This is a genomic window from Microbacterium invictum, from assembly GCF_014197265.1.
Lineage (GTDB): Bacteria > Actinomycetota > Actinomycetes > Actinomycetales > Microbacteriaceae > Microbacterium > Microbacterium invictum.
The window spans coordinates 2058757-2073594 of record NZ_JACIFH010000001.1 but is presented as its reverse complement, the minus strand read 5'-3'; the positions used below and the strand labels follow the sequence as shown (position 1 = coordinate 2073594).

The window sequence follows — 14838 nt, the reverse complement described above, 5'->3', positions numbered from 1 at the left end:
GCGGCTCGGCGTGGGAGGATGAGACCGATGTCCGGCATTCTGATCCACGAGTGGCTCTCACGGCACGGCGGCTCCGAGAACGTCTTCGAGGTGCTGTCGGACACCTTTCCCGATGCCGAGCGCTTCTGCCTCTGGAACGACAGCGACGGCAGGTTCCCGGGCGTTGAAGAGACCGTGCTCGCGCGCACGCCGCTGCGCCGCAGCAAGGCGGCCGCGCTGCCGTTCATGCCGGCCGTGTGGCGGCACCTGCCGGGGCGCGATGCGGACTGGATCCTCTGCAGCAGTCACCTGTTCTCCCACCACGCCCGGTTCGCCGGTCCCGCGCGCGACGCCCCGAAGCTCGTGTATGCGCACACGCCGGCGCGGTATGTCTGGACACCCGAGCTGGACGGTCGCGGCAGTGGCCCCGCAGCCCGCGCGCTCTCGCGCGTGCTGAAGCCCCTCGATCGTAAGCGGGCGCAGGAGCCGGTCGCGATCGCCGCCAACAGTGCGTTCGTCGCGCAGCGCATCGCCGACACGTGGCGGCGTGAGGCCACCGTCATCCACCCGCCGATCGACGTGTCGGGGTTCGCAACTCGACTCGTCGAGCTGAACCCGACCGAGCAGGCGGCGCTGGACGGGCTGCCGCCGGAGTTCCTGCTCGGCGTCTCTCGCTTCGTGCCCTACAAGCGTCTCGACCGGGTGATCGAGGCGGGAGTCGCGGCCGGGCTGCCGGTCGTGCTGGCGGGGAGCGGGCCCGACGAAGAGCGGCTCCGTGCGATCGCCGACGAGCGGGGTGAACGCGTCGTGTTCGTCCACGACCCGTCATCCGCACTTCTCGCCGAGCTGTATCGACGTTCTCTCGCACTGGTGTTCCCCGCGATCGAGGACTTCGGCATCATGCCGGTGGAGGCGATGGCGACCGGGACGCCGGTGGTGGCGAGTGCCGTCGGCGGGACCGCCGAGACGGTGGTCGACGGCGTGACCGGCGCGCTCGTGCACGACTGGACGCCCAGCGAGCTCAAGGTCGCGGTCGAGCGCGCCGCCGGCGCTGATGCCGAGGTGTGCGTCGCGCGTGCCTACGAGTTCGATACGCCCGTCTTCGTCGACCGCGTCACCGCGTGGGTAGCGGCACAGACGGGGGCGGATGCCGGAGTCTCACCCGCATCTCCAGGTGGGTCCCGGCCATGACGGACCTCTACGTCGACGACCGGTATCGCGGCGCGCATGGGATCGGCCGTTACGCCCGCGAGGTGCTCTCGCGCCTGCGGCCGCAGTGGCGACCGCTCGACCTCGACGGCAGCCCGCACTCCCCGCTGGACGCGTTCCGCCCGCTCCCTGCCCTCGGCGCCGAGTCGCTCGTCTACTCGCCGGGCTACGGCGCGCTCGTGCGCGCCCCGCGCCAGGTCCTGACCATCCACGATCTGATCCAGCTGCGGTCGCCCTGGCCCGGGCGGGCGAAGTTCGCGGCCTACTACGCGGGGCCGGTCCGGCACACGGTGCGCAAGGCCGGCGTCGTGCTGACCGTGTCAGAGACGTCCGCGCGCGAGATCCGCGAGTGGCTGCGCGACGACGCCGTCCGCGTGGTCAATGCGGGCAACGGATGTTCCGCGGCCTTCCACCCCGAGGGCCCTTCGGAGCACGCGGCGGATCCGTACGTGGTGTTCGTCGGCAACACCCGGCGGCACAAGAACCTCGATGTCGTGCTGCAGGCCTTGGCGCTCGCCCCGGATGTGCGGCTGCGCGCCGTGGTCCCCGAGCGAGAGGTGGAGGATGCCGCGGTGCGCGCCGCCGCGCGCGGTGTCGCCGACCGCGTGGACTGGTTGCACGGCATCGACGACGCGCGGCTCGCGGCGCTGTACCGTGGTGCGGCCGCGACGGTGATGCCGTCCACGCTCGAAGGCTTCGGCCTCCCCGCACTCGAGTCGATCGCGTGCGGGGTGCCGGTGATCTTCTGGCGCGGCTGCGAGTCGGTCGCCGAGATCGTCGGCGACCGGGGGTGGGCGCTGGGGAGCGCGATGGATGCCGGGGAGTGGGCCGCGGCGCTCACCGAGGCGGACGCGGCGCCGCGCCGCGTCGAGCCACCGCACGGCGTGTACGACTGGGATCGCACCGCCGGCGTCGTCTCTGGCGTCCTCGAGTCCAAGACCGCCTCCTAACGATCACGGAGGTCTGGCCGTGGTCCGCACGTCTCAGCGCGCGGTGAGCCCGCGCACGAACCCCATGAGCGCGTCGGTCTTCGCCTCCCACGACTCCGCGGCAGCGCGCTGTTCCCCGGTGGCGTTGGGGGAGGGATGCGCGAGCGCACGCCGGAGCGCCTCATCAGCGTCGGCGGTCCCGGCGTAGGTGAACAGGCCGTCCTCCTCGTCGGGGCGGATCACCGGCGTCTCGCGCGCTACCACCGCCAGACCCGCCGCGAGGTACTCGTAGAGTTTCATGGGGCTGCGTCCGGCGTTGAGTGGATCGTCCGAGAGCGGCAGCAGGCCGACGCGGGCGTCGTGCAGCAACGCCGGCAGCGCGTCGTAGGGGACGGGCCCGAGCAGGTCGACGTTGCCGGCAACGGCCGTCGGGGGTGTTGCGGCCGGGCCGGCGACGGCGAAGCGCACGTCGGAGTGCGCGCGCGCCCAGGCATCCAGCTGCGGCCAGTCGAACCGCTGATCGAGCGCCCCCACGTACACGCACACGGCGTCCCGCTCCTCGGTGGCGTCGCCGACCGGCGCGAAGCGCGCGGCATCCACCCCGTTCTCGAGTACGAGCGTCGGGACATCGAGTGGCCCGAGCCCGCGCAGCACCTCCGCCGACGTGGCGACGACGCCGTCGGCAGCGGTCACGATCTGCCGTTGCAGCCGCTCCTTCACACCCGACGGATAGAGATCGGTGGGCCGGTACACGAGCCGGCGGGCGAGGGTGCGCACCGAGTCGTCCCAGAGCAGGGGCTGGTCGATGAGCACGGCGTCGAAGGGCGAGTGGATGCCGTGATGCGACAGCTCACGCGCTACGCGAAACGGTCCGTAGGGGCGGGGGAGGGCAGTGCGCGGCACAAGATGCGTGACACCGTCCGCGTCGCGGTGCAAGCCCTTCGGGACGGCGGCGACATCGCCGCGGGCCACGCGGCCGATGGCGCGGTGCGCGAGCGAGATCGGCGTGGAGAGGTGCACGACGTCGTACCCGCGGTGCGCGACCGTGCGGGCGTAGTGATGGCTGCCCACCCGGAACGGTCCGAAGGCGTGACTGTGCGAGAGGAATAGGATGCGACCACCCTCGGCCGCCGCTGTACCCTCTTGTGCCGCGTGCCGGTCGCTCATGCTCGCGCCGCCGCGATCGTCGCGCGCACCTCGGCCTCGACCTCGGTCAGTCGCCGGTCGGCGTCACGCATGCGCTCGCGTACCTCGGCCTGCCGACCCCGCTGAGTCTGCAGAAACTGCTGCATGCCGTCGGCGTCCGACGTCGAGGCATCAAGTGTGATGCCGTGCAATCCCGTGGTGGCGAATGCCTCCGTGATCTTGCGGGTGGGGTGCGGCACCAGTTCTACCGGTACGGCGCCGCTCAGGGCCGCGAGCACGAGCACGTGCATCCGGTCGCTGATCACGAGACGGGCGCCGTCGTAGCGCTCGCGCAGCAGGGCCTCTTGCTCGAGGGGATCGCGGTCGCCCCACGGCTCGAACTCACCGCCGAGTGCCGCAGCCAGTTCGCGCGCGCGTTCCTCGTCCTCGCGCACTTGCACGACGGTGCGAATGCGCAGTCCCTCGGTGGCGGCAGTGGCGCGCACGGCCTGTAACCATGTGTCATTCGGATGCGGCCGTGTGCCCCGCAGGCTCACGACCAGCTCGCCGCGCTGGTCCCAGGCCTGCCCCTCGCGCACACCCGCGGCGAAGCCGATGTCCGGGACGACTCGGCCGCCACCGACGATCGCAGCGCTCGCTTCGTCTCGCCACAGCGCGATCTGCGACATACCTGCGGCCCGCGCGTGCAGCCACGCGGCAGGGCTGGTGGGGGCCCGGATGCCGCGGGGTGGCCGCACGACGACGCCGCGCTTGAGCCGCACGATCAGCGTCTCAGCGAGGAACACCAGCTCCCGCAGCACGTTGCCGCGGTCGAGGGGCACTTCACCGGCCTCGAACACGAGCACCGGACGCGACGGTGCGGTGGCGATCAGCCACAGCCACTTCGGCACGCTGCGCTTCGAACGCAGCACGCGAGTGCCGGTAGGCACGCGCAGCTGCCGCAGCCACACGTCGGGGGCATCGCCTGCGTACGCGACGAACGCGTCCGACGTGCCGAGCGCCAAGTCGAGCGTGCCGCGCCGGATCAGTGCGTCGCCGATGTTGCCCGCTGGCCCGGTCAGCGAGACGAAAGTACGGGTTGGGTAGCGGGAATTTATGCGTGCGCTGGTATAGCCGGTGGACATAGGGGTAATCTCCTCGGCAGATCGGTCATTTGAAGTCGGGATTCGGCCGAGTAGGCGGCCCCACTCCTACGTCCAGTGTGCCAGCATGGCGACCCGACGCAGGGGAACGGGCGCGGCGCGCGCTACTCGGAGCCGATGTGCTCGACGATAGTGCGGACGCCGCGGTGCTTGCGGGCGATTTGCGCCATAGTCGCGTCAGACGCGGTGGCCATCTTCCGGACGAAAACCCCACGGACCGAGATCAAATCGATGGCGTTAATGTCGCGAGATCGCTGCTCGAAGCCGGGGAATCAGACTCCACCTAACCCTCAATCGTGAAGAGCTGGTTAAGGCCAGACGTCCTTATCCTTGCCCGTGAGCCACAAGCACGAGGAATACATAGTGAGGATCAGGTTGATGTCAGCAGAAGTCTGAGTCGGTGCGTTGATCTTAGCCATCAGAGCGTCCATATTGAAGACGCTTGAGAAGGCTGGGTCATGCTCCTTAGCCTCCTCAATCATGGGCAGAAGCCGGGGAGCGGCATAATCTACTTGCGCTATGCGGTTCGCTGGGATGTTCAAGCGATTCGCGCGCTCAATCTGGGTATCGGAAGGTGCCGCAGGGCTACTACCATTCCGTCGCGCAGCGCGGGTGCCCGGTCGAGCATCAATTTGGGGAGACGCTGAAGTGTCGAACTGAAGGACATCCGGCACCTGGCGCAGTTGTTTGTACTTCCAGTCGAATGCAGGTTTCGCGTACGGGTATCGAATGAGGCTCGGGTTCAGCATATTGAGGAGGTCGAACCCGAACACATTTGACTTCCGCGTGTCGAAGTCAAGCTTGTAGGTCGCGCTAAGGCCACCGAAACCGTACAAGGTATCAAACTGAGACCCGATCCCGGACCACTCTCGGCTCTGATTACCGACGAAGTAGCGATTCCGGACACGCATGAACAGATAATCCGGTATCGCGTCTGCGCGTACCCCATGCTCGAGCCCTTCATCTACTAGTTTGCCGAGTCGTAGCGCGACGTCATCGGCATACTCCTGGGCAAAGATGGACTCGACACCCTCGGCCGGATATCCTCGCCCTCCCCACATTTGAGCTGCAAGCGCAACCGGGCCGGCTTTAACGGCAGCGGCCATGTCCTTGTAGTAGTAAGCGCGATAGAATTCCCCGTACCCTCCCTGAAGCATCAGCGAACCAGCAGTAATCATGCCGATGTCTGGCGCAGACGGGAGAATCCCTTCGCTTCTGACCATGGACCCGAGAAACTGTTCGTCGACAGAACCGGGCAAGATGCTCCAGTTCGCTCCTGACCACTCCGTCATCCGCAGGTTGAAGGCGAGCGCTAGCCCCTCTGCAACATCGCGATCGACTTTCGGGCTGGGCAGGCAGTAGTACTTGAAATCATCTTGACGTCCGAGCTTGAGAAGCGCGGCAAGTACAACGCGGGAATCGAAACCGCCGGTCAAATGAGCGATCTTGTTCTCGTGCTTGGCGTCCGCAGCTGCCTGCGTGCAATCAAGGATCTCTTGATATGTCTCTAGCAGGTCGTCTTCGTATGTATTCTCGTTGTTGAGCACCCGCTGCTTGATGCTATAGCTGCCAACTCGGACTGTTGACCTGCTAAATAGCAGGTACTGGAAGTGGTCGAGGGAATCGATCTCCTCGTAGCTCGATGGGTAGAGTCCCCCGCATCCGGTGACAATGAGGCATGCCGCATACTTCGCGGAGCGCGTGAGCTTCTTGCCCCGAGACTCAAGAAACCGGACAAGACTACGGAGGTCGCTTGACACTGCGTAGTCCTTGCCGTCATCGAACCGATAGACAATGCCTGCACCTAGCGGGTCTGCTAAGACTGCGACCTCCTGAGATACACGGTCCCACATATAGATCGTCACCGAGCCTCGCAAGTCCTCCCCTGTACGCTCCCATGTGTCGGTTCTGGCGGAAGACAGAAGGTAGCTTGCGTCGGAGAGATCTGCGAGTAGCTTCCCACGCCAGCTTCCCGTTCCATGCAACCCGAGCACAGTTCGGCGGCTAACGAGAGACTGGATGGCCCCACCAATCACGTAGGTATTTGGGATGATCTCAAAGGAGGTCAACGTCGGATCGGGTTTATGGGTACGCAAGATAACGGGTGCAAGGAACACGCCTCATATGCTAGTCGCTCGCAATCGACTGACTCGGCGCGGCCGTCGGCGCGACCCAGCCGGGCACGCGCTGGCGTCAAGGCCGCACCGACCACGTAGGAACCTGATGAGCGTGACACCAAAGAGCTCGCGTAGCAGGATTGTGCGCTTAGGCTCGGCCGGCGCCGAGATGGCCGTCGAATCTGATGTCGAATGCGTCGAATGCTTGCTTCCAACGTTGATTCCATCGAGCTCTGCCCTGACCGGTGGGGCCATGGCAATCACGGCGAAGTAGACGCACTTGAGCGATCACCGGATCGAACGTGCCCGGCACCGGGCTACTGCGGTCGCGGAACTCGCCTCCGCGCGTATGAGATCGGCCTGCGGCCGCCAAGTATTGGTGGGGCCAACGGCGCCGACTACAGCGCGTGCCCGGTCGCGCGGAGGCGGACGCGGGACGAGGTGATCCATTGCGCTCTAGCCGAAAGCTAGGCTGAAGTGATGCGAGTATTACTGGCTGGCGGTGCGGGCTATATCGGCGCACACACGGCTCTTGCCCTTGTCGAGGCAGGTCACGAGGTGATCGTGGTCGACAATCTCTCGAATTCCTCGGCTGAGGCGATTGCGAGAGTTGAGCGGTTGGGGTCCACGTCGATTCCGCTGCTAGTGGCTGATGCGCGCGATGAACCTGCGGTGCTGGAGTTCACACGTGCAAATGCTCCGATTGACGCTATCGTCAACTTCGCTGGGCTGAAGTCCGTCGGGGAGTCCGTGTCCGACCCGGTTCGCTACTACGAGGTGAACTTGGGCATTGCGCTCAGCCTACTGAACGTCATGACAGCCGCGGGAATCCGCACGCTGGTGTTTTCGAGTTCTGCAACTGTGTATGGCGTGCCCAGCTCTCTGCCGCTGACCGAGACGGCACCCACCGGCGCCAGCGTCACAAACCCATACGGCCGCACCAAACACATGATCGAGGAGATACTTCGAGATGCTGTTGTGGCTCATCCCGCCCTACGGATCACAGCGCTTAGGTATTTCAACCCTGTGGGTGCGCATGGCAGCGGCCATATCGGCGAGGATCCTGCCGGGATTCCCAACAATCTGATGCCGTACGTGGCGCGTGTGGCATCGGGGTCACTCGAGCACGTCGGAATCTTTGGCGACGACTACGAGACTCCGGACGGGACGGGACTCCGCGACTATATTCATGTTGTTGATCTCGCTGCTGGACATGTTGCTGCGCTGGAGAGGGCGCGTGAAGGCTTCGCTGTCTACAACCTCGGAATTGGCGTCCCGGTGAGCGTGCGGGAAGTGGTTGCGGCATTTGAACGGGCCGCCGACAGGACGATCCCGCAGCAGGTCCTTCCCCGCCGCGCGGGCGACGTGGCAGCATCGTACTGTGATCCCAGCAAGGCCGAGCATGAGCTGGATTGGGCTGCGTCACTCACCATCGATGATGCCTGTCGTGACGCCTGGAACTGGCAGCGCCAGAACCCCACTGGTTACCTTCCGACTCGTGCCACTTTTGTGTGATCGCATCCTTCAGGGGTGTGCGATCGTTGATTCTCTTGGGGGTGTTGGTGTCCGCATAGGGCACTAACGGGAGCGACTTAGACTCGTTCGGTGGGACAACCCGGCTTGAGTATTCGCTCTTCTGAGCGCCACCAGTATTGCCTTGGAGCCCAATCCCGCCAGGCACGACAGTACGTCAGCGTGAGCACCACCTTGGATCGCGCCCGTCGAGGAACTCAGGAGCATCCGCGCGGTCAGCGCCCAAACGCGTCACGAAACACCAGAGCGTGGGGAGGATGGCGCCCCGCGCAGTCTCGCCACGGCTGCCGCGGGCAGGCGTCGCCTGCCCTTGCCCTCGACGACGGGGCACGGTGAGTCATCGGCGCACCGGACGGCTGCTCGGCAGCGCTGGTCGAAGCGGCTTTCCTCGCGGTCCCCACCGTCGTCTTCAAGGGGTGGCACCCAAGCGCAATACTGGCTGGTGTCGAACGAGAATAACTCCTGGTGTCGAAGCACAATATCCGGTGGTACTCAAGTATCCAAATAGTCACGGCTAGTGCCCCGCTCGGGCTCAGCACCGCCGGAAAATCAAGACTCAACGGCCCTCAACGCCCGAAATCAGCCGAACGCGACACGATCCAGGCCAGACGCGCTCGCCATTCTCACCGCCACAGCAGCGCACTGACGTGGCACGACTCAGGATCGCTGATGCCTGTCGTGAAGCTTGGAACCGGCAGCGGCAGAACCCCACTGGTTACCTGGCAGCCGAGCGCTTACCGTAGCAACACGTTGCGGTGTCGGCAGGCGAACGCTCCTTCAAGAGGTCTTTGTGGCGGACGTCAGCCGGCGTTCTTGAGTTCTGAGGCGGGTAAGCAACGAATACGCGGTCTGCGCGTCGGGAGTCACCACGAGCTCTTCGAGGCGATGTATTGCATCCTTGCTGAGTCGGTTGAAGCGTGCACTGACGTTGCTGAAGATTCGGAATACCAGCGTGCCGAGCTGGCGCGAGATCTCAGCGTCGTGCTGGTGGAGATCCGCCGTGCGGTGCATCTCGAGGTAACTCACGAAATATCCGCGCATTGATGCTTCATCAGAGTCCGCCGTCATGATGGAACTCGCTCTCACACGGCGTGCGTAGATGGGGATATCCGCATGGGCGGCCCGTTCCGCATGGAGGAAGAGGCTGAACGTGAACGGATTGTCTTCGTGCATGATTCCTGGAACGAAGCGGGTCCCGAGCTTCGTCAGGTGAGCTGTACGGATCAGGTAGAGACATGCGCTGGGCTTGTAGTCTGCTGTCGCAAGCTGATCTGCGACCAGCTTGGGCCCAGGCATGGCGGCCGTCCTTGCTTGGGATCGACTGTAATAGTTCTCGTAGCGCCGCCAGTCTGCCTCCGAGACGTCATGGTCAGGGAACGGAACCGCGTCGAACTGTAGGACGTCGAGGGCGTCGCGATCTGAGCGCTCGACAAGGTCGGCCAAGTTGTCGGCTCGCCAATAGTCGTCGCTGTCAAGGAAGCAGATGTAACGGCCCTGTGCTGCTGTAAGACCAGTGTTGCGCGCGACCGATAGGCCGCCGTTCGGCTGCTGGATGATTCGCACTCTCTTGGGGTCGAGTGCCTGATACTCGCGCAGGATGCTGATCGACTCGTCGGTCGACCCATCGTCGACGCAGATGAGCTCGACCGACACGCGCGATTGTCCGAGCACGCTCAGAAGGCACTCGTGCAGCCACTCGGCCGCGTTGTACACGGGCACAATCACGGAGACGTCGATTATGCCTGACGTCTCGCCTTCGGGAATCGTTTCGCCCGCTTCTGCGATCTCGAGTGGGGTAGTCGTGGCGACGGCCCAGATCGACCCCACTTTGGTGGCGAACTGGGCCATCGCCTCCATGAGCGGGAGCGCACGACTCGGATCGCTGACGAGCGCCTTGCCGAGGGCGGATTGGATGTGGCCGGAGTTGAACCGGCGAACGGTGCGCGCCGCGAGGTCATGATAGTCGTTCTCGGTCGCGACTTTGAGGACGTCGATCATGCCTCGTAGAACGTCGTAGACACGCTCTGGAGCCCAGTTGGTACTCGTCGCGACTCGGTAAACATATGTTGGCCGACGCAAGGCAGCGAAGCGCCCGGCGAGGCTCAGTGCGCGCACGAAGAATGGCGGATCCTGATACCGCTTGTAAGGAGGGAACAGGATTCCGTTCTCAAGAATGAAGTCGCGGCGATAGATGAACCGCCAGAAACCGTAGTCGAATTGATACTCCGAATAGTCGAGGAGCGCATCGGAGGTGAAGACGTATCCCGCCTCTGTGGGCGGGTAGTCCTGGGACACCGTGCCAGCGACGAACCGCTCCGCACTTCCTCCTGCGATCGGGACGTGGGCATCTATTGCGGCGTTGACCAGGTCATTCAGGACTTCAGCGTCGGGATACCAGTCATCGGGGTCCAGAAACGCCAAGTAGATGCCTTGAGAGTGGAGGATTCCGCGGTTTCGTGCAGCGGCTACCCCGGCATTGGGTTGAGCGATTATCTTGACGCGACGGTCTCGCTCCCCAAAACTCCGCGCGACCTGGAGTGAGTCGTCCGTAGATCCATCATCGACGATGATGATCTCGATCTCCTCTAGCGACTGCGAAAGCACGCTGACGAGCGCCGGCGCGAGATCGTCGGCCTTGTTGAACACCGGGACGATGACGCTCACCACAGGAGCCTCAGTCGCAGCGAGTGGATTCTGGGAAGTGAGGCGATCCTGCGGGCGTTCCGATTTGGGGTATTGACTCATGGCTTCCTCGCAGATCGTTTCGTTTCACAGCGCGTAGTGAGATCGCCTGCCAGACTAGTCAATGCTCACGCTCCTCGGCGCACGCCGCGGGTCCAGGCCCCGAGCCTCCGAGGCCCGCACTGTGCGGGGTATGCGGCTATGTTGGAGGCGTCGCGGCGTCCGCACGCAGCGGATCTCACAATCGCAAACCTCAAGGACTCTGCATGTCAGGACTCACTCGCCGCGACTGGGCGGTCTTCACCACTCTCGCACTACTCACCGTCGCCGTCGTGATGCTTGCGCTGTTCGCTCCGCCCCGCTGGGCGATCGCAGGCCTGGGTGTCTTGCTAGGCGCATCTGCCGTGATCGCGCGTGCACAGCTAATTGCCCGTCGAGATGCCGACCAGAGGCTACGACGAGAGAGCCGCGTCACGCGTGACGCGACGAAGCGCACCTTGCAGGTGACGACACGGACTCTCAAGCAGATGACCGCGACACGTGACGCTGTGCTGGGCGCAGGGGAGGCTATGCGGGCGGCCGCGAAGTCAGAGTCGATGCGCACTGCAGCAATGCGTGCGGAACTGCGGGGCGTTCGAGTCTCGCAACAGCTGTCCTCGCAGACGATGACAGCGCTTCGCGGTGTCGTCGACGAGATCGACTCGCAGTTGGGGGACACGGCGACGAAGGATGATGTTGCTGAGTTGGCCCGGCTATCGACGACGGTAGCGCGACTGGGGCACGTCGCGACGGGTGACAACGTTGCGGAATTGGCGCATATGTTGGAGACCGCGCGAGCTTCGGAAGTGCGGAGCTTCACGGAGACGTTGCGGCCATCGATCAACTCACTTGAGAGGGAGATCCGGCGACAGCATCCGGAGATCATGACGGACTTTCAGTCGTTGCAGCAATTGCTGCACCGTTTTGGTCCGCAAGCGACGCTCCCGCCAATCGCAGGTTGGGCAATGAGCCCGAGCGGTCTGCTCGCGCTCACCGATGAGATCACGAAGCGCGATGCCGAGCTGGTCGTCGAATGCGGGAGCGGCTCATCGACGCTGTGGATGGCGCTCGCGATGCGGGCCAAAGGCCGAGGTAAGGTCATTGCGCTTGAGCATTTGCAGGCGTACGCGGACAAGACGACTGAGATTCTTCGCGAACATGGAGTTGCGGACTGGGCAGAGGTCAGAGTCGCTCCTTTGACTTCAGTCGCAACGCCGCAGGGTGAGTTCCAGTGGTACGACATCGACGCTACGGAGTGGGATCGATCCATCGATCTGTTGCTTGTGGACGGGCCGCCGACGACAACTGGGAAGCACGCGCGTTACCCGGCGCTCCCCGTGTTCGCGCCTGCACTGAAGCCCTCGGCGCAGATCGTCGTTGACGACGCAGAACGTCAGGACGAGCGCGAAGTAATCGAGCTCTGGCAGGCTGAGTGGCCTGACCTCCTTCGCCTCTCCTCGCCGGGTCGGGGGGTGGAGGTTTTCGGACTTGTCAAGAGCTTTGCCTAGGAAGTCACGTCGAGAGGGGTTCTCGACCGCGGCTGGCAATCGAATCGCTATTGCGGTTGACCCTCGCGCCGAAAAAAGACGGTCGCGCGGAGACAGGCCGTAGGCCAGCAACAACCCGGTCCGTATAGCCAGCGCTGTGCTCGGCGTGGTTTACGACTCGCGTGCAATCACCCGCTGAGCCCGCGTTGCCGTATGACGCAACCAGGGAGCGAGTTCCAGTAAGCGCCGTGCGGCGGGGCGCAGGCGGTGCAGCACGCGTTTGGCTGTCCACGTGGCACTCGCATCCTTGCGTTGTGGTTCGGCGGCGCGATCGAGCATCCCCGCAGGTCCTTGCTTCTTCTCTGTGGTCCTCTTCTCCGCGGCGCGAATCTCGGAGAAAGTGATGGTGAGCGCGATGAGTTGTTGGATATCGCCGATCGTCGGTTCTGGCGAAAGTCCGGCCGACAAAGTGCCGGTCAACAATTCCGCGTACCACGTATTGAAATCATGCGAAAGCTCGCGGCCAGCCGCCGCCAGCGAACCCGACGACATCGCGGTATATTGCTCGCGATCCTGCCCGAGGTCGCCGATCACGCGGGCGAGGGCTGCGGCATCGCCCCAAGCTGCCGTCCGAACACCCTCATTGCCGGCTGCCAGAGTGAGCCACGGCAGTTCATACATCGCTACCGGTAGCCCACGAGACTGCGCCTCCGGAATCGTGAGCGGGTAGCCTTCGATAACGCTGGTGCTGACGAAGATGTCGGAACTGTCAATTGCTGCGATGAGATCTGCTCCGCGCAATGGGCCGACTGCCTGCACGCGCTGCTCGAGGCCACGCTCGCGTGCCGCGGCGTTTAGTCGCTCGGCACTCATATCTCGCCAGTTGGGCCCGACGATCCGAAGACGGAAGTTGACGCCCATTCGTTCCAGGTGCTCCGCTACGTCGACCAACTCGGTCACGCGCTTCGTGCGCTCTTGCAACCGACCCCACCAAATGAGCTCGAGGCGGCGGCCCTGAGGTGCGTCCTTCGGCGTGGACACCACCCCACCCTCGAGGAGAAGCGACGACGGCGGGTTCGGCAAGTACGACACCCGGGGCATACCGCGCAACTTCCAGAACGCGACATCCAACGGCGACAGAACGACGAGGTGCGACATCAGCGGGAAGTACCGTGGTGCGTTCTCCAGAGCGCCCAGACCGAGGAGAAGTGAGCGCCCCGCGAAATTGTGCGACCAGCCGATCGTGGCGGCGCCCTCGGCTCGTGCGGCGAGGGCGAACGCCTGCCATGATGTCGAGTACTGCCATTGGTGTTCGATCACCAGATCGATCTCGTGTCGCGCGCACACTTCGCTCCACTCCGTCACCGCAACACGGAGGGAAGTCGCTGCGACTTCGGCGAACGTCACGCCGGACGGCAGAAGCGAACGGTCGCTTCCCGGCTCACGCGCAGCGATCGTGACGTGGTAGCCCGCATCGAGCAGCACGCGCGCCTGCGAGACGACCACGCCTGAGATCCCTCCCGTACGCAGGTGATTGGTCGCGAGCAGAATGTTGCGCGCGGGCCGCGTGGACAGGGCGATTCCACCGGGGTGGGCGGCGAGCGTATCGAGGTCGCCTGGCCAATGCTGCGCAGTGGACTGGACGATGTCGCGTGCCGATGCCCGCGTGTACAGTTCGCCGAGCACGTCTTCAAGGAGATCCGTCCGAGTGTGCTCTGCGAGATAGTGGGTGGTGTAACCGATGATTGCGCGGCGCACCGATGCGTAGGTAGCGAGGATGAGGTCAGGGTCGGCGGCCGACCGTGCGATCTGTCCGACGGCCGGTTCGATCGAATCGACAGACCGGACCGCCCCCGCATAGAACGACGCGGTCTCGAGATCATGCACTTTCTGCCCGCTTCCGCCGCGACCGAAGTGATACCTGTACAGGCGGTCGGGGATGGACTCATAGCGAGTGGCGAGTGCCGCGGCGAGAAAGGCGATCGGCAGATCGTTCACACGAGGGAGTACGAGATCCGCCGGCATGAGCGCATACGCATCGGCGAGCAACTGCCGTCGGAACAAGTACTTCCAGAGTTGGCCCTGCGCCGGACTGTCGATCGGGAAGAGGTTGCGCAGCACCTCGAGACCCGTGAGCGAACCGTGCCGTGGTTGCAGGCGGGACTCGAACCGCCCACCGGTATGCCCGTCACGATGCACGATCTCGACGCCGAACTGCACGAGATCGGCTCGGGTCGCATTCGCCTTCGCGAGCGCCACCTCGGCAGCCTGTTCATTGAGCTCGTCGTCACCATCGAGGAACAGCAGATGTTCGGAGTTCGCGGCGAGGATCCCCACGCGCCGGGCCTGATAGGCGGACGCGTTGATTGTTTGGCGGATCAGTCGGATGCGGGGGTCTTCCGCCGCATAGCGCTCCACGATCGCCGTGGTGTCATCGGTGGAGGCGTCGTCGACGACGATGACCTCGATCGCCGAGAGAGTCTGGGCGAGGCAGCTGTCGAGCGCGCTCGAGATGACATCCGCGTCGTTGAAGACGGGGATGACGATCGAGACGAGCGGAGTCGTGTCCATGAGA

General features: G+C 64.5%; 9 protein-coding genes. 4 read left to right on the top strand and 5 right to left on the bottom strand.

Translation table 11 applies throughout. From position 1 onward, the window contains the following. The first annotated feature begins 27 nt into the window (after window positions 1–27). Together BKA10_RS09750 and BKA10_RS09745 are read left to right on the top strand one after the other, a co-directional pair. Entirely contained in the window at window positions 28–1170 is a 1143-nt protein-coding gene (locus tag BKA10_RS09750) for a glycosyltransferase (protein ID WP_183499717.1), read from the top strand. Next, window positions 1167–2138 carry a glycosyltransferase family 4 protein gene (locus tag BKA10_RS09745; protein ID WP_183499716.1) on the top strand — a complete coding sequence of 324 codons (972 nt, stop codon included), beginning with the start codon at window positions 1167–1169 and terminating at the stop codon, window positions 2136–2138. Before BKA10_RS09750 ends, BKA10_RS09745 begins: the two co-directional genes overlap by 4 nt. A 33-nt stretch (window positions 2139–2171) precedes the next feature. On the opposite strand, the gene BKA10_RS09740 is transcribed toward BKA10_RS09745, so the two are convergent. From BKA10_RS09740 to BKA10_RS09730, 3 genes are all read right to left on the bottom strand, one after another. Further along, window positions 2172–3284, bottom strand: coding sequence for a glycosyltransferase (locus BKA10_RS09740; protein WP_183499715.1), 1113 nt, complete (start codon window positions 3282–3284; stop codon window positions 2172–2174). Next, entirely contained in the window at window positions 3281–4387 is a 1107-nt protein-coding gene (locus BKA10_RS09735; RefSeq protein ID WP_183499714.1) for a polysaccharide pyruvyl transferase family protein, read from the bottom strand. Before BKA10_RS09735 ends, BKA10_RS09740 begins: the two co-directional genes overlap by 4 nt. Window positions 4388–4713: 326 nt before the next feature. Next, a complete protein-coding gene (locus tag BKA10_RS09730; RefSeq protein WP_183499713.1) occupies window positions 4714–6522 on the bottom strand; it encodes a hypothetical protein in 1809 nt (602 codons plus the stop codon). Window positions 6523–7002: 480 nt separating this feature from the next. Here BKA10_RS09730 and galE point away from each other — a divergent pair, with 480 nt between their 5' ends. Beyond that, window positions 7003–8037, top strand: a complete 1035-nt coding sequence (gene galE, locus BKA10_RS09725; protein WP_183499712.1) for a UDP-glucose 4-epimerase GalE — start codon at window positions 7003–7005, stop codon at window positions 8035–8037. A 795-nt stretch (window positions 8038–8832) separates the two neighbouring features. On the opposite strand, the gene BKA10_RS09720 is transcribed toward galE, so the two are convergent. Then, on the bottom strand, window positions 8833–10719 hold the full coding sequence (locus tag BKA10_RS09720) for a glycosyltransferase (protein WP_183499711.1): 1887 nt from the start codon (window positions 10717–10719) through the stop codon (window positions 8833–8835). Window positions 10720–11003: 284 nt separating this feature from the next. On the opposite strand from BKA10_RS09720, the gene BKA10_RS09715 reads away from it, so the two are divergent. Continuing rightward, window positions 11004–12284 carry a class I SAM-dependent methyltransferase gene (locus tag BKA10_RS09715; RefSeq protein WP_183499710.1) on the top strand — a complete coding sequence of 427 codons (1281 nt, stop codon included), beginning with the start codon at window positions 11004–11006 and terminating at the stop codon, window positions 12282–12284. Window positions 12285–12434: 150 nt separating this feature from the next. Here BKA10_RS09715 and BKA10_RS09710 read toward each other — a convergent pair whose 3' ends face one another. Then, on the bottom strand, window positions 12435–14834 hold the full coding sequence (locus tag BKA10_RS09710; protein WP_183499709.1) for a glycosyltransferase: 2400 nt from the start codon (window positions 14832–14834) through the stop codon (window positions 12435–12437). Window positions 14835–14838: the final 4 nt, after the last annotated feature.

What these genes read in the sequence shown, in the direction of transcription:
- BKA10_RS09750 (WP_183499717.1), top strand. Translation starts at nt 28, where the DNA reads ATGTCCGGCATTCTGATCCACGAGTGGCTCTCACGGCACGGCGGCTCC.
- BKA10_RS09745 (WP_183499716.1), top strand. Translation starts at nt 1,167, where the DNA reads ATGACGGACCTCTACGTCGACGACCGGTATCGCGGCGCGCATGGGATC.
- BKA10_RS09740 (WP_183499715.1), bottom strand. Translation starts at nt 3,284, where the DNA reads ATGAGCGACCGGCACGCGGCACAAGAGGGTACAGCGGCGGCCGAGGGT.
- BKA10_RS09735 (WP_183499714.1), bottom strand. Translation starts at nt 4,387, where the DNA reads ATGTCCACCGGCTATACCAGCGCACGCATAAATTCCCGCTACCCAACC.
- galE (WP_183499712.1), top strand. Translation starts at nt 7,003, where the DNA reads ATGCGAGTATTACTGGCTGGCGGTGCGGGCTATATCGGCGCACACACG.
- BKA10_RS09715 (WP_183499710.1), top strand. Translation starts at nt 11,004, where the DNA reads ATGTCAGGACTCACTCGCCGCGACTGGGCGGTCTTCACCACTCTCGCA.
- BKA10_RS09710 (WP_183499709.1), bottom strand. Translation starts at nt 14,834, where the DNA reads ATGGACACGACTCCGCTCGTCTCGATCGTCATCCCCGTCTTCAACGAC.